A 23012-nucleotide genomic window follows, 5' to 3' on the forward strand; every position below is an offset into this window, starting at 1 on the left:
GGCAGGGGGGTGGTGGGGGTCTGGGGGCTTACTACTCGCTGGTAGATGTAATCGGGGTGCCGCCGGGGTGCGCAGGGTGCCCTCGCCCCTGCCTGCTTCCCGCCGCGAATCCGGCATATAGGGATAAGGTCCCCTAGTGGGCCCGGGCAGGCCCACTCCCGCCTTCGCCGGGGCGCCGCCCCGCTCCCCGCCGAGAGCCCTCGCGGCCCTGGCCGGCGAACGCGGCGCCCGCCCCTCCCGCCCTCGCTGCCTGCTTGAACCCCGGCCCCGCGAGGCGCCGCACCCGACCGACCGGCCGGCACGTCCTCCCGCCGTCGCCGCCCGCTTGAACCCTCGCTCCGCGAGGCGCCGCGCTCGGGTGACCGCCTTCGCCCCGGTCCTACCTTCGCCGTCGCCGCCGGTTTGAACCCTGGCCCTGTGGGGCGCCGTACCCGGGCGGCCCCCGCACTCCGCCCCCACCTCTGCCGTCGCTGCCTGCTTGAGCCCTGGCCCCGTGGGGCGCCGCGCTCGACCGACCGGCCGGTCCCCCTCCCCGCCCTTGCTGCCTGCTTGAACCTTCGCTCTGTGGGACGCCGCGCCCGGGTAAGGACCTTCGCTCCGCTCCTTCCTGCGCCGTCACCGCTCGCTTGAACCTGCACTCTGCGAGGCGCCGCGCCCGCCCGACCGACCGGCCGGTCCCCTTCCCTCCCCTCCTCTTCTTTCCTCCGGTGGGCGGTGTTGCGACGGACACTGAGGCCACCCGCTCTGACAGGGCCGCAGCGTCGAGATCATCGCCCTGGGGGAGGGGCCGCCCGGGCCCGGTTGACCCTGCCCCCGTGTCATGCCCTGCACTGGGGGCACCGAGCCCGCCGTCGGCGGCCCCGGGGCCGGTGGCGCGTCCGGCCGGTCCGGGGACCGCCGGCCGACCGAAGGACCCCGCATGCCCGCCTACACCGGCTCCGGCCCCTACTGCTACACGCACTCCCTGAGGATGGTGATCGGCCCCTCCGCCCCTCCGCCGGGCGTCGTCGAGACGCTGACCGGCTCGCCGTTCGGCGCCCAGCTGATCGGCGGCTCCCTGCCGCTCTTCGACCCCTTCGGCTGGGATCCGGAGATCGGCCTGGACACCGCCGTCGGCCTGCTCGGCCGGTCCTGCGAGCGGAGCGCCGGAGGGACCGCGGAGGAGGCCCTGGAGCGGCTCCGCGCGGCCTGCGCGCGCGGCCCCGTCCTGGTCGGGCCGGTCGACATGGGGCTGCTGCTCTACCGGCCCGGCACCCCGGCCCCGGGCGAAGGGGACCACTACGCCGTGGTCCTCGCGGCCGGCGGCGGGACCGTGCTGCTGCACGACCCGCACGGCCATCCCTACGCGACCCTGCCGGCCCGGGCGTTCGCCGACGCCTGGCGGGCGGAGTCGGTCGACTACACCGACGAGCCGTACGTGATGCGGGCCGGATTCACCGAAGAGCGCGCCGTGGACCCCGCCGAGGCGCTGCGCGCATCGCTGCCCGGCGCCGTCCGGTGGCTGGAGGGGCGCGGCGACCGGCCCGTGCCCCGGGGGACGCTCGGCGGGGCGGCGGCGCTCGAAGCCCTGGCCGCACAGGCCGAGCGGGGCCTCGACGCGCGGGTGCGCGGCCTGCTGGCGGAGTTCGGCGTCCGCCTCGGCGCCCGCCGTCTCGCCGACGCGGCCGGCTCCCTGTCCCTGATCGGCCTGGAGAAGGCCGCGGCCGCCGCGGACGAGCAGGCCCGGGCGGTAGGGGCCCTGCAGTACCCCCTGGCCACCGGGGACGACGAAGAGCTGGCCTCGCTCCTGCGCCGCGCCGCCCCCGGCTACCGGAGGCTCCGCGACGCCCTCACCGCCGAGGCGTGACCGGAACCCCGAGTCGTGACCGGGGCCCGCCTCCCGGGGCCGGGCGCCGGCCTCGGGAAAAGGGACGGAAAAGCGAGGGGCCGCCGGCGCGCCCGAGCGGCGGCCGGCGGCCCGTGACCGGTCCTCAGCGGCGGATCGGCCGCTGAAGGCCCGCGGTGCCCTTGGACATCGCCCTTAGATGTCGTAGTAGAGCTCGAACTCGCGCGGGTGCGGGCGGAGCCGCAGGGAGTCGATCTCCTCGGTGCGCTTGAAGTCGATGTAGGTCTCGATCAGGTCCGAGGTGAAGACGCCGCCCTCGAGCAGGAACTCGTGGTCGGCCTCCAGGGCGTCCAGTGCGGCCTCCAGGGAGGCGGGCACGGTCTTGACCGCGGCGGCCTCGGCCGGGGGCAGCTCGTAGAGGTCCTTGTCCAGCGGCTCCGGCGGCTCGATCTTGTTCTTCACGCCGTCGATGCCGGCCATCAGCATGGCGGAGAAGGCCAGGTAGGGGTTGGCCGACGGGTCCGGGACGCGGAACTCCAGGCGCTTGGCCTTGGGGCTCGGGCCGGTCAGCGGGATGCGGATGCAGGCCGAGCGGTTGCGCTGGGAGTAGACCAGGTTGATCGGGGCCTCGTAGCCGGGGACCAGGCGGTGGAAGGAGTTGACCGTCGGGTTGGTGAAGGCCAGCAGCGCGTCGGCGTGCTTGAGCAGGCCGCCGATGTAGTACCGGGCGGTGTCGGAGAGCTGGGCGTAGCCGGACTCGTCGAAGAAGAGCGGCTCGCCGTCCTTCCACAGGCTCTGGTGGCAGTGCATGCCCGAGCCGTTGTCGCCGAAGAGCGGCTTCGGCATGAAGGTCACGGTCTTGCCGGCGGCGTTGGCCGTGTTCTTCACGATGTACTTGTAGAGCTGCACCCGGTCGGCCTCCTGGAGCAGGGTGCCGAACTTGATGCCGATCTCGGCCTGGCCGGCGGTGCCGACCTCGTGGTGCTGGAGCTCGACCTCCAGGCCCGCGTCGATCAGGTTGCGGACCATCCGGGAGCGCAGGTCGCTGTAGTGGTCGACCGGCTCGACCGGGAAGTAGCCGCCCTTGTAGCGGGGGCGGTAGCCCAGGTTGCCGCCGTCCCGCGCGGCGCCGGTGTTCCAGGCGCCCTCGATCGAGTCGATCTGGTAGAAGCCGGCGTTGGCCCGGGTCTCGAACCGGACGTCGTCGAAGATGTAGAACTCGGCCTCGGGGCCGAAGAAGGCGGTGTCGGCGATGCCGGTGCTCTTCAGGAACGCCTCGGCCTTGCGGGCCACGTTGCGCGGGTCCCGGCTGTAGGACTCCAGCGTCAGCGGGTCGTGCACGAAGAAGGTCATGTTCAGCGTCTTGAACTCGCGGAACGGGTCCAGGACGGCGGTGCTCAGGTCGGGCAGGAGCAGCATGTCCGACTCGTGGATGGCCTGGAAGCCGCGGATCGAGGAGCCGTCGAACATCTGGCCCTTGGTGAACGTGTCCTCGTCGACGTTCTCCACCGGGAGCGTGACGTGGTTGACGCCACCGAAGAGGTCGGTGAACCGGACGTCGAGGAACTTCACGTCCTCGTTGCGGATGAAGGCGAGGGCCTCATCGGCGCTGCTGAACAAGACATACCTCCGAGCAGATGTGAGAAGCGGCCCGCGGGTGGGCTCCGTCGTCGGGACTTCGCTGTCCGCGCCACCTCTCCGGCCACGGTCCCGAAGCTATGACCAGGCCGTTTCTTGGCAATGTCTCCAATGTTTCCTCCGCGTTACGCTCCCCGGGGTTTTCGCCGCCGATCCGGGTGTGTCCGGATGAACTCCCTGATCGGCGGTGAAACCGGGCACGGCGGAGGGCGGTGCCCGGGGCCTGGAGGGAAGCCCGGAACCGGGGCCCGCGCGGCGCCGATACCGTGGTCCGCATGGAGAGAGAACGCGAGACCGGCGGGGGCGACGACGCCTTCGCCTACCGGGGGAACCGGCTGGGGATGCCGGAGACGGGGCCGGGGTCGGTCCCCGGAGTGGGGCGCAGACTGCTGGCCCTCGCCCTGGACTGGGGCCTCAGCCTGGCCGTGGCCTACGGCCTGATCGGCGCGGACCCGCAGACCGAGCAGCTGACCCCGGTCCTGGTCTTCGCGCTGATGACGGTGGTGCTGCTCAGCCTGTTCGGCACCACCCTGGGCAAGCGGATCACCGGCATCGGGATCGCCGCCACCGGCGAGCGCTCCTTCCCGTGGCCGCTGGCGGTGGTCATCCGCACCGCCCTGCTCTGCCTGGTCATTCCGGCCGTCGTCTACGACCGGGACCAGCGCGGCCTGCACGACCGGGCGGCCGGTACGGTCAGCCGGCGGCTGTGACCCCGCCGCCCCGCGGGGCGCGGACGCGGAACGGCGCCGCCCGGATTCGATCCGGGCGGCGCCGTCGGTACGTGTATGGCGAGAAGCTCGGCCGGGGTCTCAGCCCCGTCCCTGCGCCTTGGGCCCCTTCGGCATCTTGACGCCCTTGGGCATCGGCCCCTTGGGCATCTGGACCGCGGCGGGCAGCGCGCGGAGCCGGTAGCGGACCTCGGCGACCTCGGTCTTGTCCAGGTTCCGCGGCAGCTTCATCATGTGCTTCTGCAGGTCGCCGATCTTGACCTGGCCCTCGCCGTTGCCCACGACCAGGTCGTAGATGGGCATGTTGTAGGCCACCCGGGCGACGCGCTTCTTCTCCGCGCCGATCACCTTGCGGAGCCGGTTCGGGTCGCCCTCGCCGACCAGGACGATGCCGGGGCGGCCGACGACCCGGTGCACCACGTCCATCTGCCGGGTGGCGCCGACGCCGGGGTCCACGCTCCAGTCGCCGCGCATGTTCTCCAGCACCGCCATGCCCGCGCCGAGCTGGCCGTCGAGCATCTTGTACTGGATCTTCTGGGCCGAGCGGGTGAAGAAGATGAACCCGGCGAGGAAGCCGATCGGGATGCCCAGGCTCATCCAGTAGAGCCAGCCGCCGGTGAGGACCGCGCCGACCACGGAGAGCGCCACGACCCCGACGAAGATCGCCACCGCGATCGGGATGCTCTTCGGGCTCTGCTGGTGGACGACCTTGGCGACCATGCCGATCTGCTTGAACCGGCCCGGCTTCTTCTGCCCGGCGGCGTCGGTGGCCTGGGCTGTCTTGGTTTCCTTGGGCTTCTTCGCCATGCTTCCAGGATATGGGGAACGGACGGGCGGACGTGAAGCGGCGGCCGACGGCCGCCGTTTCAGCTTGATTACTTTGCCGCTTTTGTCCTGCGCGGCGCCGGTCCCCCGGGCCGCCCCCGTGTCCAGGGCGGCCCGGAGGCCCGGTCCGGGCAGGTCAGAGCTTCGCGGCGACGTCCAGGCCGCGCTTCTCCGCGGCCTGCCGGTACAGCCGGCCGGCCCGGTAGGAGGAGCGCACCAGCGGCCCGGACATGACCCCGGCGAAGCCGATCTCCTCGGCCTCGGCGGCCAGCTCCACGAACTCCTCCGGCTTGACCCACCGGTCGATCGGGTGGTGCAGCTTGGAGGGGCGCAGGTACTGGGTGATGGTGAGCAGGTCGCAGCCGGCCTCGTGCAGGTCCCGCATGGCCTGGGAGATCTCCTCGCGCTCCTCGCCCATGCCCAGGATCAGGTTGGACTTGGTGACCAGGCCGTCCTCGCGGGCGCGGGTGATCACCTCCAGCGAGCGCTCGTAGCGGAAGCCGGGGCGGATCCGCTTGAAGATCCGCGGCACCGTCTCCACGTTGTGCGCCAGCACCTCCGGCCGCGACCCGAACACCTCGGCCAGCTGGTCGGGGTCGGCGTTGAAGTCGGGGATCAGCAGCTCGACGCCGGTGCCGGGGTTGAACTCATGGATCTTGCGGACCGTCTCGGCGTACAGCCACGCCCCGCCGTCCTCCAGGTCGTCCCGGGCCACCCCGGTGACCGTGGCGTAGCGCAGCTCCATGGTCTGCACCGAGCGGGCGACCTTGGTCGGCTCCATCCGGTCCAGGGCGGTCGGCTTGCCGGTGGCGATCTGGCAGAAGTCGCACCGCCGGGTGCACTGGTCGCCGCCGATGAGGAAGGTGGCCTCGCGGTCCTCCCAGCACTCGTAGATGTTGGGGCAGCCGGCCTCCTGGCAGACGGTGTGCAGGCCCTGCTTCTTCACCAGCGAGTGGAGCTCGGTGTACTCCGGGCCCATCTTCGCCTTGATCTTGATCCAGGGCGGCTTCTTCTCGATGGGGGTCTGGCTGTTGCGGGCCTCGATCCGCAGCAGCTTGCGCCCCTCGGGAGCGATGGTCACGCGGACCCTTCCTTTCCTCGTCCCTTGTGGGGAGGTCGTCGTCGTGCCGGTGCGCCGGAACGCGTCGGGGTCAGGCGGAGGCCGGCTCCACCGGGGCGGCGGCCCCGGGGAAGTGCGCCGGAACCCCGTCGCTGCGGCTGTGGACGGTCGCACCGAGCACGTCGGCCAGGTGCCGCTCCACGGCGGGCAGCACCTCGGCCACGGTCACGTCCCGGCCGACCTCGCGGGAGATGCTGGTGACATCCCCCTCGTCGGACGGGATGCCGCACGGGACGATCCTCTGGAACCACGAGAGGTCATTGTCGCAGTTGAGGGCGAACCCGTGCATACCCACCCCGCGGGAGATCCGGCAGCCGATCGCGCCGATCTTCCGCTCGATCAGGCCCCGCCCGGGGTCGGCGTCCAGCCACACCCCGGTCTTGCCCTCGATCCGCCGCCCGGTCAGGCCGTACTCGGCGATGGTGCGGATCATCGCCTCCTCCAGCATCCGGACGTAGGCGACGACGTCGATCGGGTCGGCCAGCTTGACCATGGGGTAGCCGGTGAGCTGCCCCGGACCGTGCCAGGTGATCTTGCCCCCGCGGTCGATGTCGACGATGGGGGTCCCGGGGACGGTCTGCCGGCGGTCCCACTCGCCGGTGCGCTTGCCCGCCGTGTAGACGGGCTCGTGCTGGAGCAGCAGCACGGTGTCGGGGATGAGGTCGGCGACACGGCTCTGGTGGAGTCGCTTCTGGAGATCCCAGCCCTCCTGGTAGGGGACCGGGTCGTCACCGAGCCACGCGAAGACGAGCTCACTCATACATCCCACCTTAAAGCCTGGGACACCCGCCGGTCGCTGCCGGGTGATGCAGGCCACCCCGCCGGAAAAGGGGTGGAATAAACCGCTCCGCCGGAGTGTTCGACGCCGCCCCGTGGCCGGGGCGGGCCGTTCCCGTTTGGCCGCGGCCGCGGGCGGCAATGGACGTTGCGAGCCCCGCCCCCTCCCCGGGGCCGCAGGAGGTGCCGCGTGGTCACCGGAGCCGTGCTCGCCGCGCTCGCCGCGGCGGCCGTCCTCGCCGTCGCGGCATGGGCCGCCGCGGCGCGGCGCGGCAGGGCCCTCGCGGAGCGCTTCGGGCCGGAGTACGACCGCGCCGTACGGGCCGGCGGCGGCGAGCGCGCGGCCCGGCGCGAGCTGGCCCGCCGCCGGCGGCGCCGGGCCGGGATCGAGGTCCGGCCCCTCACCGCCGAGCGGCGCGCGGCGCACGCCGAGGCCTGGGCCGTGATCCAGCGGGACTTCGTCGACGACCCCTCGGCGGCGGTCCGCGCCGCGCACCGCCTGGTGGAGAAGGCCGCGACCGAGCGCGGCTACCCCGACGGCGAGCGGCGGGAGGACGACCTCTCCGTCGACCACCCGCACGAGATCGGCGGCTACCGGCGGGCCTGCGGCACCGCCCGCCGGGACCGGGAGGGCGGGGCCGGAACGGAGGAGCTCAGGGAGGCGATGGTCGGCTTCCGCGGGCTGCTCGCCGGGCTGCTGGGCGGCACCGGCCCGGCACCGGGGCGGCCGGGCGGCGGGGGAGCGCCCCCGCCGCGCGGAGCGGACGGCACCGGCCTGCGCGGAGCGGCGGACGGGCCGCCCCCGCGGGCCGCGGACGGAGCGGGCGGAGCAGGAGAGGAAGGGACGCGGTGAAGCGGGAAGAGCGGCAGGCGGGGGAGGCCCCCGGGGCGGAGGCGCAGGACACGGCCGAGCGCGAGCGGCGCGAGGCGCGCTGGGACTTCCGGATCCGCGAGCGGCGGCGCTCGGCGGAGGCGGCCCGCTCGCGGCCGGTGCCGCCGCGGACCGCCCCGGAGGAGCCGGTGCCCGCCGCGGCCGAGCGGGACCCGGTGGCGGATCCGGTGACGGAGCCGGCGCCGGAGCAGGGCAGGGTGCAGGGGGCGGAGCGGCCGCCCGCGGCCCCGCAGCCGCCCCCGGACGGACCGGTGGACGGGCCGGCCGGGGACCCGGAGGAGCAGGCGATGCAGCCGACGGCGGAGCGGGCGCCCGCCGCACCGGTCCCGCCGCCCCGGCCGCCCGCCGGCCCGGAGATCGACGCCCCGGGGGTCCGGGCCCGCTGGCGGGACGTGCAGGGCGGCTTCGTCGACGACCCCGGGCTCTCCGTCCGCGACGCCGACGACCTCGCCGAGGAGGTCACCGCCGCGGTCATCGCCGGCATCCAGGCCCGCCGCACCGCGCTGCGCGGCGCCTGGCAGGCCCCGGCCGATCCGGACACCGAGACCCTCCGCCTCACCCTGCGCGAGTACCGCGCCTTCATCGACCGGCTCCTGGACGAGCACGCCTGACCTCCGGCCGCGCCCGCACACCACAGCTCAACGTCATCGTGTCGAGGCTCCGCCCGCCACCGCCTGCCCTTGCCGCGCCTTCCCGCCATCGTCATGGCGACGTTCGAGGTGGTGCTGTGGTGCGGGCGGGTGGCGCTGCGGGTGGGACTTCACCACAGGGGGCCGTGCCGGTGCCCGGTACAGTCGGTACGGGCCGGGCGAAACCTTCATCGGCGACTTCAGAGAAGTTCGCTCAGGGCGGTGTCGATGTCGGGGTGGCGGAAGGCGAAGCCGGCCGCGGTGAGGCGGTCGGGGACGGCCCGCTGGTCGATCAGGGCCGCCTCGTCGGCGAAGCCGCCCAGGGCGGCGCGGATCGCGAAGCCGGGGACGGCCAGGACCGCCGGGCGGTGCAGCGCACGCGCGACGGCCTCGGTGTAGGCGGCGTTGGTGACCGGCTCCGGGGCGCAGAGGTTCACCGGGCCGATGATCCCGGGGCGCTCCAGCAGGAAGCGGAGCGCCGCCACCTCGTCGTCCAGGCTGATCCAGCTCATGTACTGCGCACCGGAGCCGAGCCGGGCGCCGAGCCCCAGCCGGAACAGCGGGAGCACCGTCCCCAGCAGCCCGCCGGAGGCGGACAGCACCATCCCGGTGCGGGAGTGGGCCACCGGGATCCCGGCCTCGGCGGCGGGGGCGGTCGCCGCCTCCCAGTCGCGGACCAGGTCGGCCAGGAAGCCGGTGCCCCGCGGCGCGTCCTCGCCGGCCGGCTCGCCCCCGGTGTCGCCGTAGTAGCCCACCGCGGAACCGCAGACCAGCCGGGCCGGCGGCCGGTCCATCCGGGCCAGCGCCTCGGCCAGGACGCGGGTCCCGCGGACCCGGCTGCCCCGGATGGCCGCCTTGCGGGCCCGGGTCCACCGGGCCGGCCCGATCGGCACGCCGGCCAGGTGCACCACGGCGTCCGCACCGGAGAGCGGGCCGGTGTCCACGGTGCCGCCGACCGGGTCCCAGCGGGCCTCCGCGAGGGTGCGGGCAGGCCGCCGCACCAGGTGCACCACCTCGTGCCCGTCCTCGGTCAGCGACCGGCCCAGCGCCGACCCGATCAGCCCGCTCGCCCCGGAGATCGCGATCTTCATCCTGGCCCCCTGTACTCGGCTCTCCGGCCTGTATGCCCGCTGCGGGCCGCCGATCACGGCCCGGCCGGCGGGCCGGTGCGCCAGGCGCCCCGGGCGTTCAGCGAGAGCACCAGGGCGGCGATGTTCCACGCGTCGTCCTCGCCCCGGTGGTGCCGCCCCTCCAGCGGGAGCCCGGCGACGCCCAGCGCCTGCGCCATCCCGGGGCGCTTCCGCAGGCCGTGCACCTCGGTGAAGAGCACCTTGGCGTTGGTGTGCCGCCTCCCGAACGGGTAGGGGGTACCGGTCGCCGCGCACTGCCGGGCGAACTGGAGGCGGTCGTAGTCGCCCCAGGAGGCCCAGGGCAGGGCGCCGGCCCGGTGCTCGGCGGCCAGGATCCGGCAGGCCTCGGCGAAGTCCGCGCCGCTCTCCGCCTCGGCCGGGGTGATCCCGGTCAGCTCGGTGCAGAACCGGCTGACCGAGGAGCGCGCCGGGCGGACCATGATCCGGTGCCGGGCGATCCGCTCGCCGGCCTTCAGGTCGACCACGGCCAACCCGATCTCGATGATCTCGCTGACCTGGCCGGGCGGCGGGGACCCCTCCCAGCAGGTCGCCTCGACGTCGACGACGTTCAGCAGTCTCTTCTCCACGGCGGACGAGCCTAGGGGGCGGCGCCCGGGGCCGCACCGGGTTTTTCCGCCGAACGCCTGCGCGGCGGACCCTCCCGGGCATACCGTGGAGGCATCCGGAGCCGGAGCACGGCTACCGGAGCCGACCTTTGGTGATGGGGATCACCAGGGGGATGGTGAATGGTGGGGTAACAAGGCGGGGCGGCGCCCGTTCGGGCGCCGCCCCGCCTCTGCGTCCGTGTCCGGCCGCGCCGGAGCGGGCCCCGGGCGCGCCCGGGGCCCGGGGCCGGTCAGGCCAGGCCCAGCTCCGCCTCGAAGGAGCCCTCCTCCAGGCGCTCCCGGACGGTCTGCAGGAACCGCCCGGCGTCGGCGCTGTCGATCAGCCGGTGGTCGTGGGTGAGCGCCAGGTAGGCCATCGAGCGGACCGCGATGACCTCGCCCAGCTCCGGGTCCTCCACGACGACCGGGCGCTTGACCACGGCGCCGGTGCTCAGGATCGCCACCTGCGGCTGGTTGATGATCGGCGTGTCGAACAGCGCGCCGACCGCACCGGTCTCGGCCAGGGTGAAGGTGCCGCCGCTCAGCTCGTCCGGGGCGAGCAGGCCGGTGTGCGCCCGCTCGCTCAGGTCGGCGATCTTGCGGGCCAGCCCGCCCAGGTTGAGGTCGCCGGCGTCCTTGATGACCGGGGCCAGCAGGCCGCGCTCGGTGTCCACCGAGATGGAGAGGTTCTCCAGGTCGTGGTAGGTGACCTCGTAGCTCTCGCTGTCGATGACCGCGTTGAGCTTCGGGTTGGCCTTGAGCGCCTCCACGGCGGCCACCGCGAAGAACGGGAAGAAGCCCAGCTCGACGCCCTCCCGGGCCTCGAACTCGGCGCCGGCCAGGTCCTGGAGCCGGGCGATGTTGGTCATGTCGACCTCGATCACCTGGGTGACCTCGGCCGAGATGCGCAGCGACTCCGCCATCTGGTCGGCGATGTGCCGGCGCAGCGGGGACATCTTCTCGGTGCGCCCGCGCAGCGTGCCGTCGACCGCGGGGGCCGGCTTGGCGGCCTTCGCGGCGGCCGGAGCGGCGGCGCGCTGCTCCGCCGCGGCCGCGGCGGCGTCCTGCACGTCCTGCTTGCGGATCCGGCCGCCCACCCCGGTGCCGCGCACCGTGGACAGGTCGACGCCGTACTCCGCGGCGAGCTTGCGGACCAGCGGGGTCACGTAGGCCTCGGTGACCGCGTCGGTGCCGGACGCCTTCCCGGTGCCGCTGATGGTCTCCACGTCCACCGGCGGGGTGCGGTCCTCGCGGGTGGCGCGGGCCGGCTCGGGCGCCGGGGCGCGAGCGGGCTCGGGGGCCGGCGCCGGAGCGGGCTCCGGCTGCGCGGCGGGCGCCGGGGCGGGCTCGGGCTCCGGCTCGGGCTGCGCCTCCTTGGCCGCGGGCGCACCCTCCTCGGCGGGGGCCTCCCCGGACTCGCTGATGACGGCGATCTCGGCGCCGATGTCGACCGTCTCGTCCTCGGCGACGAGGATCTTGGTCAGCACCCCGGAGACGGGGGAGGGGATCTCGGTGTCGACCTTGTCCGTAGAGACTTCGAGCAGCGGCTCGTCGGCCTCGACGGTGTCCCCCTCCTGCTTCAGCCACTGGGTGACGGTGCCCTCGGTGACGCTCTCGCCCAGGGCTGGCATTTCAACTGAAGTCGGCATGGGTCCTCTTCGTGAAGAAGCAGAGAAGCTTGTTGAACCCTCCCCCTCGGCGGCGAAGGGGATTCCCGGCTCGCACGGCTCGCCCGCTCTCCGAGCGGGCGAGGCTTACGCGGTCGGCGCCGGCCGGGTCGGAACCGGCCCGGAAGCGGTGGACGCGAAAGGAGGCGGGGCGGGCGCCGGCCCGCCCCGCTCGGTGCGTCAGTCGTGGACGTGCAGCGGCTTGCCCGCCAGGGCGAGGTGGGCCTCGCCGAGCGCCTCGGACTGGGTCGGGTGCGGGTGGATCAGCTGGGCGACCTCCGCGGGCAGGGCCTCCCAGTTGTAGATGAGCTGGCCCTCGGCGATCAGTTCGCCGACGCGGCTGCCGACCATGTGCACGCCCAGGACGGGGCCGTCCTTCTCGGCGATGATCTTGACCGCGCCCTGCGTCTGCAGGATCTGGCTCTTGCCGTTGCCGGCCAGGTTGTAGTTGGTCTCGATGATCTCGAGGCCGCGCTCCTTGGCCTTGGCCGAGGTGATGCCGACCGAGGCGACCTCCGGCTCGCTGTAGGTGATCCGCGGGACGCCGTCGTAGTCGATGGCCGGCGGGTTGAGCCCGGCGATCCGCTCGGCGACGAAGATGCCCTCGGCGAAGCCGACGTGCGCCAGCTGCAGGGTCGGGATGAGGTCGCCGACCGCGTAGACGTTGCCGACGCCGGTGTGCAGGTTCTCGTCGACCTGGACGAAGCCGCGCTCCATCCGGACGCCGTTCTCCTCGAAGCCCAGGCCCTCGGAGACCGGGCCGCGGCCGATGGCGACCAGCAGCACGTCGGCCTCCAGGGTCTTGCCGCCCTTGAGGGTGACGACGACGCCGGAGTCGGTGGTCTTGACGCTCTCGAACGGGGTGCCCAGCTCGTACTTGATGCCGCGCTTGCGGAAGGCCCGCTCCAGCAGCTTGGAGCTGGACTCCTCCTCCACCGGCACCAGGTGCGGCAGGGCCTCGACGATGGTGACCTCGGCGCCGAAGGACCGCCACACGCTGGCGAACTCCACACCGATCACGCCGCCGCCCAGCACCACGGCCGAGGACGGGACGCGCTCGTCCTTCAGGGCCTGCTCGCTGGTGAGCACCTTCTCGCCGTCGATGTCCAGGCCCAGGGTCTTCGGCTGGGAGCCGGTGGCCAGGACGATGTTGCGGCCCTTGTAGACCTTGCCGTCGACGGTGACCTCGTCGGCGCCGGTCAGCTTGCCCTCGCCCTGCACGACGGTGATGCCGCGGGACTTGATCAGACCGGTCAGGCCCTTGTGCAGGCCGCCGATGACCTTGTCCTTGTAGGCGTGCACCGCGGGCATGTCGATGCCGTCGAAGCTGGCCTTGACACCGAACTTCTCGCTCTCCTTGGCGGAGTCGGCGACCTCGGCGGCGTGCAGCAGGGCCTTGGTCGGGATGCAGCCCTGGTGCAGGCAGGTGCCGCCCAGCTTGTCTTTCTCGATCAGGGCGACGCTCATGTCCAGTTCGGCCGCGCGCAGCGCCGCCGCGTAGCCGCCGCTGCCGGCGCCAAGAATGACGAGGTCGAAGGTGCCGCCGCTCTCACTCACGGGAAGGACACTCCTTGGTGTGGATGTGATGGTGTTCGTCCGTCGGTGTGACGGTTCAACGCGGCCGGATGCGTGTCTCATCCGGCCGCGTCAGGTGATTCAGTTCTCGGCCAGGTCCTCGGCGATCCGCACCAGGGTGCGGGTGGCCGAGCCGGTGCCGCCCTTGGGCGTGTAGCCGAAGGGGGCGCCCTGGTTGAAGGAGGGCCCGGCGATGTCCAGGTGGGCCCAGCGCTGCCCGTCGGAGATGAACTCCTTGAGGAAGACGCCGGCGCTGAGCATGCCGCCCCAGCGCTCGCCCGCCACGTTGGCGATGTCGGCGACCGCGGAGTCCAGGCCCTTGCGCAGCTCCTCGGGGAGCGGCATCGGCCAGGCGGCCTCGCCCGCGGCCGCGGCCGAGGCGGTGACCGACTCGCGGGTCTCGTCGTCGCCGGCCATCACCGCGAAGACGCGGGTGCCCAGCGCGACCAGCTGCGCGCCGGTCAGCGTGGCCACGTCCACGACCAGGTCGGGCTCGTCCTCCTGGGCGCGGACCAGCGCGTCCGCCATCACCAGCCGGCCCTCGGCGTCGGTGTTGAGCACCTCGACGGTCTTGCCGCCGTACATGGTCAGCACGTCGGAGGGGCGCTGGGCGGTGCCGCTGGGCATGTTCTCCGCGATGGCCAGGTAGCCGACCGCGTTCACCTTCGGCTTGAGCAGGGCCAGCGAGCGCATCGCGGCGAGCACCGCGGCGGCGCCGCCCATGTCGGACTTCATCCAGTCCATCGACCCGGCCGGCTTGAGCGACAGGCCGCCGGAGTCGAAGGTGATGCCCTTGCCGACGAAGGCGATGGTGGAGGAGGCCTCGGGGTGGGAGTAGGCCAGCCGGACCAGCCGGGGCGGGTTGGCCGAGCCCTGGCCCACGCCGATGATGCCGCCGTAGCCGCCCTCGGCGAGCTCCTTCTCGGTGAGGGTCAGCACCTCCATGCCGGTCTCCCGGGCGACCTCCTCGGCCACGCCGGCCAGGTCCTCGGGGACCAGGTCGGCCGGGGCGGTGTTGACCAGGTCGCGGGTGAGGTTGACCGATTCGGCGATGGTCTGCGCGCGCTCGGCCGCCCGCTCCGCGCCCTCGGCCGCGGAGACCACCAGCAGCGCCTCGGCGGCGGCCTTCTCCGCGCCGTCGCCGGTGCGGTAGCGGGTGAAGGAGTAGTCGCCGAGCAGCGCGCCGGTGGCGACGGCGCCGGCCTGGCCGGCGGTCTCGGCGGGCAGGGCGAGGGCGACGCGGGCCTGCTTGGCGCCCCGCGCGCGCAGCGCGGCGCCGGCCGCGCGGGCCAGGTGGTCGGGGTCGGGGCCGTCGCCCTGCTCGGGGGCGGGGCCGAGGCCGACGGCGACGACGAGCGGAGCGGTCAGCGCTCCGCCGGAGGGGACGTGGTGCACCTCCTCAAGGGCGCCGCTCGCCCCCAGCAGCGACAGGGTCCGGGCGAGGCCGCCGGTGAAGGCGGCGTCGACATCGTGAGCGCCCGACGCGGGCTCCGGGCCGTCGGCTCCGGAGTGGTAGCCGACGACAACCGCGTCGACGTCGAGCGAACAGGGGGATTCCGTAATGACTGACAGCGACGTGCTCACGGGACCGATGCTAGTCCTTATGCGGGCCGCGCGGGCACGCGGAACGCGCTCCGCCGGCCCCGGGGCCCCGGCCCCCGGCGTTGCACCGAACGTGAAGAAGCGCGTTTCTTTCCCCGGTTCGGGTGTGGAACCGCTCGCTGGGTGACGATCTCCTTTTCTTCTGTCACCTGCGGCTTCGCCCCGCTCACCGGCGGTCGGCCCGGCCCGGGGCGGAGTCGTGTGAAGAAATGTGATGATGCTGACAAGTGCGGTCACCGGGCGCGGCGCCCCGCCCGCCCCGTGACGGCCCCCACCCCGCCCCGATGGTCCCGCCGCCGCGGCCGCGGCGGAGCGCCCCGATCGGGCCGCGGCGCCGAGGCCATCGGGAAGAGGAGGTCAGAGCAGGACCGCGGCGGCGGCCAGCGCGGTGGCCGAGGCGGTCTCGCAGAGCGCGCCCAGCACGTCCCCGGTGATGCCGCCCAGCCGCCGCCGGGCCCGGAGGAGCAGGGCGAGCGCGGCGCCGACGCCCAGCGCCGCGGCGGCGGGCAGGGCCAGCGCCGCACCGGCGGAGTGCGCCAGGCCGCAGAGGGCCGCCAGGGCGAGCACCCCGGCCGCGGCGGCCGCCGCGGCCGGCCGGGAGACGCTGCCCGCGACGAACGCGCCCAGGCCGTCCGGGCGGGCCGGGGGGATCCCCGGGGTGCAGGCCGCGGTGATCGCCAGCCGGCCGGCGGCGGCCGCCGCCACCAGCGCGGCCGCCGCCGGCCACAGGCCGGTCTCGGCCAGCCGCACCAGGGCGGCCGCCTGGACCAGCACCGCGAACACCAGCGCGACCACCCCGAACGGGCCGATGTCGGAGCGCTTCATCACCACCAGCGCCTCATCGGCCGGGCGCCCGCTGCCCAGCCCGTCGGCGAGGTCGGCCAGCCCGTCCAGGTGCAGCGCCCGGGTGAGCAGCGCGAGCAGGCCCAGGGCGAGCACCGCGGAGAGCGGCCCGCCGGCCCCGAGCAGCAGGCCGGCCGCGAGCACGGCCGCCCCGGCCGCCCCCAGCCCGGCGCCGACCAGGGGGGCGAGCGCCATCGCCCAGCCGGCCACGGCCCGGTCCACCCGGTCCACCCGCACCGGTATCGCGGTGAGCGTGCCCACCGCCATCCGAGCCCCGTCCACCGCGTCGCGCACCGCTCCGCGCCCCCTCACCGGCCCTCCGGCCGCCCGCATCCGACCCCACCAGTCTGGCCGAGCCCCCGCCCCCGCCGACCGGCCGGAGGCGGAGCGGCCCCGCCCCGGACCCGCCGGCGGCCCGGCACCCCGCGGGGGCCGGCCCGGTGCTGCAGAGCCCGCACCGGACCGCCGGCCGGCCGCGCTCGGGACCGCCGCCCCGCGCCCGCACGCCGAAGCGCCGGCCCCCTCGGCGGCGAGCCCGCCGCTCCCCACCGCCGGGCGGGCCGCGGAGGAGCGGGACGGCTCAGGGAAGCTCGATGATCCGGCCGGCGGCGGCGAGCAGGACCTCCTCGGAGGCGGCGGCGAGCCGCTGGTTGAGGCGGCCGAGGAGGTCGCGGAAGAGGCCGCCGCTGCGGGTGGCCGGGACGACCCCGGAACCGACCTCGTTGGTGACCGCGACCAGCAGGCCGGGGAAGCGCTCCCAGGCGGAGAGCAGATCGGCGATGCGCGCCTCCACCGCCTGCCCGGCGTCCGCGGGGGGCTCCTCCTCCCACATGCCGCACTCGCCCATCACCCCGGCCAGCCAGGTCCCCGCGCAGTCCAGCAGGACCGCGGAGCCGGAGGCCGCCGCGCGGTCCAGGGCCCCCGCCGCGTCCAGCGTCTCCTCCAGGCCCCACCAGGGCGGGCGGCGGCCGCGGTGCGCGGCGACGCGCGCGGCCCAGTCCGCGTCGCCGTCGGGGGCCGGGCCGGTGGCGACGTAGACGACCTCGGGCTCGGCGAGCAGCCGCCGCTCCGCCTCGGAGGACTTCCCGGACCGCGCCCCGCCGGTGACCAGGACGCGGCGCGGACGGGCGGAGGCCCGCGCGCCCGGGGCGGCCCGGCCCGGCCCACCGGGGAGGACGTCCAGGGCGTCGCCGTCGGCCACCGCCTCGGCGCCCCACAGGGCGGCCCGCCGGGCGAACTCGGCGGGGGAGTGCACGCCGTGCCCGCCGCCGACCACGGCCACCCCGGACCGGGCGTCCAGGACCCCGGAGCGGCGCAGCGCGCCGATCAGCTCCGGGCGCGCCGCGTCGACCAGGGCCAGGTCGACCGGTCCTCCCGGGGCGCCGGAGAGGTCGGCGCCGTCCGGCCCGGCGGGCGGGGCGCACAGCAGCCGGGCGCCGTCCGGGCCCTCCAGGAGCGTCCCGCAGGCCAGCGGAGCGGCGCGGTAGCCGGCCGGCGGCGCACCGGCAAGGCCGCCGGGGCCGATCGGGACGGTTCCGTCGACCAGCGCCTCCAGCGGACGGCGCGGTGCCTCGGCGGCGCGGTTGCACGAGGCGCAGCGGCATCCCGGCGCAGGCCAGCCGGTCGCCCCCGCGGTTCCGGTGAATCTGATTCGCACGGGCGCCAGTCAACACCATCGCGACGGACTCCGGCCCGGCCGAGGGGGCCCGCCGGCCGAGGGGAGGCGGTGGCCCGATCCGGCCGCGCGGCGGCCGCCGGTGCCTTCGCCCCGGGTCCCGGCGGCGGGGCGGAAGCCGGTGCGCCCGTCCGCACGCGGGGCGGTTCAGGCGGGACGTCCCGGCCGAAAGGCGGGGCCGCTCGCCAGGGCTCCCCGCCCCGCCCGCCCCGGCGGCGAGCCGGCGCGCGCGTCCGCGCGCGGGGCGGTCCCCCGGAGGGCCCGGCCGGGCGCCGGGTGTTCGAGGTCCGAGGAGGCGGCCGCGGCCGGGCGGGGCGGCGCCGCGTGCACGGGGTAGGGGAGGTGCGGTGAGGCCCGCTCTCCTCCGAGGGGGCGGAGAGTAGGCTCGGCCGCACCCGGCGGAGGCCGGTGCGAGGAAGGGAGTCCCCATGGCGTGGAGCTGGCGCTACGAGAAGGACGACGGCGAGGTGCTGCGGGACGAGGAGTTGTCCGCGGAGGTGTTCACCTCGCGCGGGGACGCCGAGTCCTGGCTGGGTGAGGAGTGGCGCGGCCTGGCCGAGGCCGGGGTGGGCCGGGTGAGCCTGCTGGAGGACGAGCGGGTGCACTACTCGATGCCGCTCTCCGAGGAGGTCTGAGCGGTGGCGGCGGGGGCCGGTGCGGCCGCCCGCCGCCGCGACCGGTCGGGGGCTCGGGCGTTCAGGGGCGGACGGCCGGGCTGACCGTGCGGGCCGGGTCCCGTTCGACCTTGTCGCCGAGGATCTCGTCGATCCGGGACATCACGTCGGGGGAGAGGACCACGCCGGCGGCGCGCACGTTGTCCCGGACCTGCTCGGGGCGGCTGGCGCCGATGATCGCCGAGGAGACCGCCGGGTTCTGCAGCACCCAGGCCACGGCGAGGGCCGCCATGCTCAGCCCGACCTCCTCGGCGACCGGCTTGAGCCGCTGCACCCGGTGGAGCAGCTCGTCGTCGGAGACCAGGTGGGCGATGTCGCTCGCGCCGCCGTTCGGGTCGGTGGCCCGGGAGCCGGCCGGCGGGGCCTGGCCCGGCAGGTACTTGCCGGTGAGCACGCCCTGCTCGATCGGGGACCAGACGATCTGGCCGAGCCCCTCCCGCACCGAGGCCGGGACCACGGCCGACTCGATCACCCGCCAGACCATGTTGTACCGCGGCTGGTTCGAGACGAGCCGGTCGAACCCCATGTCGTCGGCGATCCGCACGGCGCGCTCGATCTCGTCCGCGCGCCACTCCGAGACGCCCACGTAGAGCACCTTGCCCTGGCGGACCAGGTCGTCGAAGGCGCGCAGGGTCTCCTCCAGCGGGGCGGCGTAGTCGAACCGGTGCGCCTGGTAGAGGTCCAGGTAGTCGGTGCCCAGCCGGCGCAGCGAGTCCTCGCAGCCGCGGACGATGTGCTTGCGGGAGAGCCCACGGTCGTTCCGGCCCTCGCCCATCGGCCAGTAGACCTTGGAGAAGATCTCCAGGCCGTCCCGGCGCTCGCCCTTCAGCGCGCGGCCCAGCACCTCCTCCGCGCGGCCGCCGGCGTAGACGTCGGCGGTGTCGAAGGTGGTGACGCCCGCGTCCAGGGCGGCCCGCACGCACGCGGCGGCGGAGTCCTCCGCCACCTGGGAGCCGTGGGTGATCCAGTTGCCGTAGGAGATCTCGCTGACCATGAGGCCGCTGCGGCCCAACCGCCGGTGTTCCATGCGGGCACCCTAACCGCGCCGGGCCCCGATCCGGGAGGGGATCGGGGCCCGGGTCGCGCCGGCGTTCCGGTGGGGGATGCGGGGCGGTGCTGCCCCGGGGGGTGTCAGTGCTTGGCCGACTCGATCGGCTGGCCCGGCTTGAGCCGCGGCTTGGGCAGCCGGAGGCGGCGGATCTGCAGCTGGCGGGTGGCGGCGTAGAGGCCGATGCCGCGCACGTTGTCGTCGTTGGGGAAGTGCTCGGCGACGTGCTTCTTGACCTGCCGGGAGACGAAGACGCCCTCGACCACGATGGTCACCATCATCAGCGGCCAGGCGATGTAGGTGACCGCGGCCTGGTACTGGTACGGCAGCGCGATCAGCAGCACGATGATCAGCAGCGAGAAGTAGAGGAAGAACTCGCTGGCGCTGCGCCGGGAGTCGACGAAGTCCCGGGCGTAGGCGCGCGCGGGCCCGTAGTCCTGCGGGCGGAAGTAGCGCTCTTCGCCCTTGGGGGCCCCGGACTTGGCCGCGCTGCGCTGCTGGTCGCGCGCGCGGCGCTCGCGGAACTGCTGGTAGGCCTCCTTGCGGGTGCGCGGAGCGTTCAGCGGGCGGCGCAGATCGGCCTGGCTTTCGCGGCGTTTAGGGGTGGGGACACCCTTTTTGGGGGTGTATCCCTTGTCCTTGGGGGCTTCAGTAGTCTCATTACCGGCAGGGCCGGCAGCGGCCGGCTCTTTGGATGCGGAAGCGGAGCGACGTCGGAACACATCCTTCAGGGTAGCCGCTCCCCGCTTCATGGCGACCGCTTGCCAGAGCGCGTAGGGTTGTTAGACAGCGCCCGCCGGGAACAGCCGATGTACGGACCGAGAAGGGGACGGCCACGCCGATGAGCGTGTTTCAGCGACTTTCCATGATCTTCAAGTCCAAGGCCAATAAGGCCCTGGACTCCGTCGAGGACCCGCGTGAGACCCTCGACTACTCTTACCAGAGGCAACTGGAACTGTTGCAGAAGGTCCGGCGCGGGGTGGCCGACGTCGCCACGTCCCGCAAGCGCGTCGAGCTGCAGATCCAGCAGCTGGACCAGCAGTCCGACAAGCTGCACAACCAGAGCCGCGCCGCGCTGCAGCAGGGCCGCGAGGACCTGGCCCGCGAGGCGCTGACCCGCCGGTCCGGGCTGCAGTCCCAGATCGACGGCCTCAAGCAGCAGCACGAGCAGCTGCAGGGCGAGGAGCAGAAGCTCACGCTGGCCGCCCAGCGGCTGCAGGCCAAGGTGGACGCCTTCCGGACCCGCAAGGAGACGATCAAGGCCACCTACACCGCGGCCCAGGCGCAGACCCAGATCAGCGAGGCCTTCTCCGGCATCTCCGAGGAGATGGGCGACGTCGGCATGGCGGTGCAGCGGGCCGAGGACAAGACCGCCGAGATGCAGGCCCGGGCCGGCGCCGTCGACGAGCTGCTCGCCTCCGGCGCGCTGGACGACGTCACCGGCTCCTCCAAGGACGACATCCAGTCCGAGCTGGACCGGATGGCCAGCACCAGCGGGGTCGAGCTGGAGCTGGAGCAGATGAAGCAGGAGCTGGGCCAGGGCAGCGGCGGCTCCACCCCGCAGATCGAGGGCGGTTCGGCCACCGGCGGCCAGAACAACCAGGTGCAGCCCTACCGCCAGGGGGAGGGCGCATGATCGTCCGGATCATGGGAGAGGGCCAGATCGACCTCACCGAGGCCGACATGGAGCTGCTCAACGACGTCGACCGGACCCTGGAGCAGGCCATCGAGTCGGGCAGCGAGGAGACCTTCCGAACCGCCCTGCGCGACCTGCTGGCCAAGGTCCGCGAGCACGGCAAGGCGCTGCCGCTGGACTCGCTGGAGCCGTCGGAGTTCATCCTCCCGCATGAGGACGCCACCATGGAGGAGGTCCGGGCCATGCTCGGCGACGAAGGGCTCATCCCCGACGTCTCCTGACCCCGGTGGCTCTCCCCGAGCGAGCGCGCTTCCCCGTGGGCAGGGGGACGGAAGGCCGCCGCGGCACCGCGCCGCGGCGGCCTTCCGCGTGTCCCGCCCTTCTCTAACCCGGCTCTCACCAGGGGATGCCTAGACTGGGAGCTACCGGGGCGAGCCGGGAGATGCCCGGCGCCCGCAATCCGGCCCGGATCCCGCGCAGCCGCGCGGACCGGGCGGTGCCCCCGGTCGGAGGAAGGCGCGCTGTGGCTGGTTCGAAGTTCGCTCCCGACCGCGGCCTGACCGCCCGCATGGTCAGCACGATGGCCCTGCTCGGCATCGTCTACGTCGCGTTCATCATCGCCCTGATCCTGGTCGGCCTGCCCTGGCCGGTGGTGCTGCTGGTCGTCGCCGGCTTCGCGCTGTTCCAGTACTTCACCTCGGACAAGCTCACCCTGTACGCGATGGGCGCGCACGAGGTCACCCCCGAGCAGGCCCCGCAGCTGCACGCGGTGGTGGACCGGCTGTGCGCCATGGCGGACATGCCCAAGCCGCGGGTGGCCGTCGCCGACACCGACGTGCCCAACGCCTTCGCCACCGGCCACAGCGAGAAGAACGCGGTGGTCTGCGCGACCACCGGCATCCTGCGCCGGCTGGAGACGGAGGAGCTGGAGGCGGTGCTGGCGCACGAGCTGTCGCACGTGGCCCACCGGGACGTGATGGTGATGACCATCGCCGGCTTCCTCGGCGTGGTCGCGGGCTTCCTCACCCAGATGGGCCTGCGGTTCGCGGCCTTCGGCGGCGGGGGCAACCGGAACAACAACGGGCCCTCCCCGGCGGTGATCGCGCTGGCCGTGGTGGTGGTCAGCGCGGTGGTCTGGGCGCTGAGCTTCCTGCTCACCCGGATGCTCTCCCGCTACCGGGAGCTCTCCGCCGACCGCGCCGCGGCCTACCTGACCGGGCGCCCCTCCGCGCTGGGCAGCGCGCTCACCAAGATCACCGGCGACATGGCCCGCATTCCCAGCCGGGACCTGCGCCAGGCCGAGCCGTTCAACGCGTTCTTCTTCACCCCGGCCTTCTCCAAGAGCGGGTTCAACATGGGGCGGCTGATCGCCACCCACCCGCCGGTGGAGCAGCGCCTGGAGCAGCTGGCGGCGATCTCCCGGCAGCTGGGCACCGGGGCGTAGGCTCGCGGTGCAGAGGACGTTCCGCCGGCCGGGCGGGCGAAGTGGTGAGGAGCAGCCGCGGTGAGTTTCTTCCGGGCCCTGCTGGGCCGCTCGAAGCCGGTCCGACCCGACCTGGACGCGCTGTTCGGGCTCCCCTCGGCGGCGGTGACCCTGGAGGCCGCGGCCGGGTTCCGCCCGACCGGGACCGGGTCGGTGGCGTTCCGCGCCGCCGAGGGCAAGGCCTTCGCCGACCTGGAGCGGGAGGTCACCGAGCTGCTCAACGCCGACGACGGCCCCGCGGTGGAGCCGGCCGAGGACGAGTACGGCTACACCTGGCTGGTGCTGCGCACTCCCGCCGGGGGCGGCCTGTCCGACCTGGTGACCGACGTCCACGCGGTCAACTCCTCGCTGGAGGCGGCCGGGTTCGGGCCGTCCCTGCTCTGCTCGCTGGCGGCCTTCGCCGACGGGCGGGGGCGCCGCGCGGCCCTGGTCTACCTCTACAAGCGCGGCACCTTCTACCCGTTCGCGCCGCTCGGCGGGCAGCGGCGGGACAACGCGCTGGAGCTGCAGCTGGCCGCCTCGATCGGCGGGGACCTGCCGATCGAGAAGGACAAGGGGCGCTGGTTCCCGGTCTACGGGGCGCCGGGGCTGTGAGAAACACCCCGAACCGAGGTTGAATTCCACATAGAGGAAACCAATT

22 protein-coding genes are annotated in these 23012 nt (G+C 74.3%); 9 read left to right on the forward strand and 13 right to left on the reverse strand.

The features are described 5' to 3' along the window. The first annotated feature begins 919 nt into the window (after window positions 1-919). Window positions 920-1846 carry a hypothetical protein gene (locus D459_RS0100645; protein ID WP_017591048.1) on the forward strand — a complete coding sequence of 309 codons (927 nt, stop codon included), beginning with the start codon at window positions 920-922 and terminating at the stop codon, window positions 1844-1846. 174 nt (window positions 1847-2020) lie between these two features. On the opposite strand, the gene glnA is transcribed toward D459_RS0100645, so the two are convergent. Then, the gene (glnA, locus tag D459_RS0100650) at window positions 2021-3445 is read right to left on the reverse strand and encodes a type I glutamate--ammonia ligase (RefSeq protein ID WP_017591049.1); all 1425 of its coding nucleotides are present in this window, start codon (window positions 3443-3445) and stop codon (window positions 2021-2023) included. A gap of 293 nt (window positions 3446-3738) precedes the next feature. Here glnA and D459_RS0100655 point away from each other — a divergent pair, with 293 nt between their 5' ends. After that, a complete protein-coding gene (locus D459_RS0100655) occupies window positions 3739-4173 on the forward strand; it encodes an RDD family protein (protein WP_026119932.1) in 435 nt (144 codons plus the stop codon). Between the two features lie 99 nt (window positions 4174-4272). On the opposite strand, the gene D459_RS0100660 is transcribed toward D459_RS0100655, so the two are convergent. The 3 genes from D459_RS0100660 to lipB all read right to left on the reverse strand — a co-directional run bounded on the left by D459_RS0100660 (window position 4273) and on the right by lipB (window position 6896). Continuing rightward, window positions 4273-4998, reverse strand: coding sequence for a DUF4191 domain-containing protein (locus D459_RS0100660; RefSeq protein WP_017591051.1), 726 nt, complete (start codon window positions 4996-4998; stop codon window positions 4273-4275). Between the two features lie 154 nt (window positions 4999-5152). Continuing rightward, window positions 5153-6097, reverse strand: coding sequence for a lipoyl synthase (gene lipA / locus D459_RS0100665; RefSeq protein WP_017591052.1), 945 nt, complete (start codon window positions 6095-6097; stop codon window positions 5153-5155). Between the two features lie 70 nt (window positions 6098-6167). Next, a complete protein-coding gene (gene lipB / locus D459_RS0100670) occupies window positions 6168-6896 on the reverse strand; it encodes a lipoyl(octanoyl) transferase LipB (RefSeq protein WP_017591053.1) in 729 nt (242 codons plus the stop codon). Window positions 6897-7103: 207 nt separating this feature from the next. Between lipB and D459_RS30320 the strand changes: the two genes are divergently transcribed. Then, the gene (locus D459_RS30320) at window positions 7104-7766 is read left to right on the forward strand and encodes a hypothetical protein (protein ID WP_017591054.1); all 663 of its coding nucleotides are present in this window, start codon (window positions 7104-7106) and stop codon (window positions 7764-7766) included. Continuing rightward, window positions 7763-8416, forward strand: a complete 654-nt coding sequence (locus D459_RS33420) for a hypothetical protein (protein ID WP_017591055.1) — start codon at window positions 7763-7765, stop codon at window positions 8414-8416. Before D459_RS30320 ends, D459_RS33420 begins: the two co-directional genes overlap by 4 nt. A 218-nt stretch (window positions 8417-8634) precedes the next feature. On the opposite strand, the gene D459_RS0100685 is transcribed toward D459_RS33420, so the two are convergent. The 7 genes from D459_RS0100685 to D459_RS0100715 all read right to left on the reverse strand — a co-directional run bounded on the left by D459_RS0100685 (window position 8635) and on the right by D459_RS0100715 (window position 17513). Next, window positions 8635-9525, reverse strand: coding sequence for a TIGR01777 family oxidoreductase (locus tag D459_RS0100685; RefSeq protein WP_017591056.1), 891 nt, complete (start codon window positions 9523-9525; stop codon window positions 8635-8637). 53 nt (window positions 9526-9578) lie between these two features. Beyond that, complete coding sequence (locus D459_RS0100690; RefSeq protein ID WP_017591057.1) at window positions 9579-10151, reverse strand: 3'-5' exonuclease; 573 nt, start codon at window positions 10149-10151, stop codon at window positions 9579-9581. Between the two features lie 269 nt (window positions 10152-10420). Beyond that, window positions 10421-11800: a 2-oxoglutarate dehydrogenase, E2 component, dihydrolipoamide succinyltransferase gene (gene sucB / locus D459_RS0100695; RefSeq protein ID WP_017591058.1), complete on the reverse strand. Its 1380-nt coding sequence runs from the start codon at window positions 11798-11800 to the stop codon at window positions 10421-10423. Between the two features lie 216 nt (window positions 11801-12016). Further along, complete coding sequence (lpdA, locus tag D459_RS0100700) at window positions 12017-13393, reverse strand: dihydrolipoyl dehydrogenase (RefSeq protein WP_017591059.1); 1377 nt, start codon at window positions 13391-13393, stop codon at window positions 12017-12019. A 99-nt stretch (window positions 13394-13492) separates the two neighbouring features. Continuing rightward, window positions 13493-14995 carry a leucyl aminopeptidase gene (locus D459_RS0100705; protein ID WP_020380003.1) on the reverse strand — a complete coding sequence of 501 codons (1503 nt, stop codon included), beginning with the start codon at window positions 14993-14995 and terminating at the stop codon, window positions 13493-13495. Window positions 14996-15370: 375 nt separating this feature from the next. Then, window positions 15371-16123 carry an adenosylcobinamide-GDP ribazoletransferase gene (locus D459_RS0100710; protein WP_020380004.1) on the reverse strand — a complete coding sequence of 251 codons (753 nt, stop codon included), beginning with the start codon at window positions 16121-16123 and terminating at the stop codon, window positions 15371-15373. A 313-nt stretch (window positions 16124-16436) separates the two neighbouring features. Then, window positions 16437-17513 carry a bifunctional adenosylcobinamide kinase/adenosylcobinamide-phosphate guanylyltransferase gene (locus tag D459_RS0100715; RefSeq protein ID WP_017591062.1) on the reverse strand — a complete coding sequence of 359 codons (1077 nt, stop codon included), beginning with the start codon at window positions 17511-17513 and terminating at the stop codon, window positions 16437-16439. A gap of 446 nt (window positions 17514-17959) precedes the next feature. On the opposite strand from D459_RS0100715, the gene D459_RS0100720 reads away from it, so the two are divergent. After that, window positions 17960-18166 (forward strand): hypothetical protein, encoded by a 207-nt coding sequence (locus D459_RS0100720; protein WP_017591063.1) that lies wholly within the window; start codon window positions 17960-17962, stop codon window positions 18164-18166. 61 nt (window positions 18167-18227) lie between these two features. Here the strand turns inward: D459_RS0100720 and D459_RS0100725 are convergent, their stop codons facing one another. Together D459_RS0100725 and D459_RS0100730 are read right to left on the reverse strand one after the other, a co-directional pair. Then, on the reverse strand, window positions 18228-19232 hold the full coding sequence (locus D459_RS0100725; protein ID WP_026119936.1) for an aldo/keto reductase family protein: 1005 nt from the start codon (window positions 19230-19232) through the stop codon (window positions 18228-18230). Between the two features lie 104 nt (window positions 19233-19336). Then, window positions 19337-19975: a DUF3043 domain-containing protein gene (locus tag D459_RS0100730; protein ID WP_017591065.1), complete on the reverse strand. Its 639-nt coding sequence runs from the start codon at window positions 19973-19975 to the stop codon at window positions 19337-19339. A 119-nt stretch (window positions 19976-20094) separates the two neighbouring features. On the opposite strand from D459_RS0100730, the gene D459_RS0100735 reads away from it, so the two are divergent. The 4 genes from D459_RS0100735 (at window position 20095) to pspAB (ending at window position 22966) form a co-directional block, all read left to right on the forward strand. Beyond that, window positions 20095-20889, forward strand: coding sequence for a PspA/IM30 family protein (locus D459_RS0100735; protein WP_081620391.1), 795 nt, complete (start codon window positions 20095-20097; stop codon window positions 20887-20889). After that, on the forward strand, window positions 20886-21170 hold the full coding sequence (gene pspAA, locus D459_RS0100740) for a PspA-associated protein PspAA (RefSeq protein ID WP_017591067.1): 285 nt from the start codon (window positions 20886-20888) through the stop codon (window positions 21168-21170). The genes D459_RS0100735 and pspAA overlap by 4 nt, the downstream gene beginning before the upstream one ends. Window positions 21171-21412: 242 nt before the next feature. Next, window positions 21413-22333, forward strand: coding sequence for a zinc metalloprotease HtpX (htpX, locus tag D459_RS0100745; RefSeq protein ID WP_017591068.1), 921 nt, complete (start codon window positions 21413-21415; stop codon window positions 22331-22333). 60 nt (window positions 22334-22393) lie between these two features. Further along, the gene (gene pspAB, locus D459_RS0100750; protein ID WP_017591069.1) at window positions 22394-22966 is read left to right on the forward strand and encodes a PspA-associated protein PspAB; all 573 of its coding nucleotides are present in this window, start codon (window positions 22394-22396) and stop codon (window positions 22964-22966) included. Window positions 22967-23012: the final 46 nt, after the last annotated feature.

This window comes from Nocardiopsis potens DSM 45234 (assembly GCF_000341105.1).
Lineage (GTDB): Bacteria > Actinomycetota > Actinomycetes > Streptosporangiales > Streptosporangiaceae > Nocardiopsis_A > Nocardiopsis_A potens.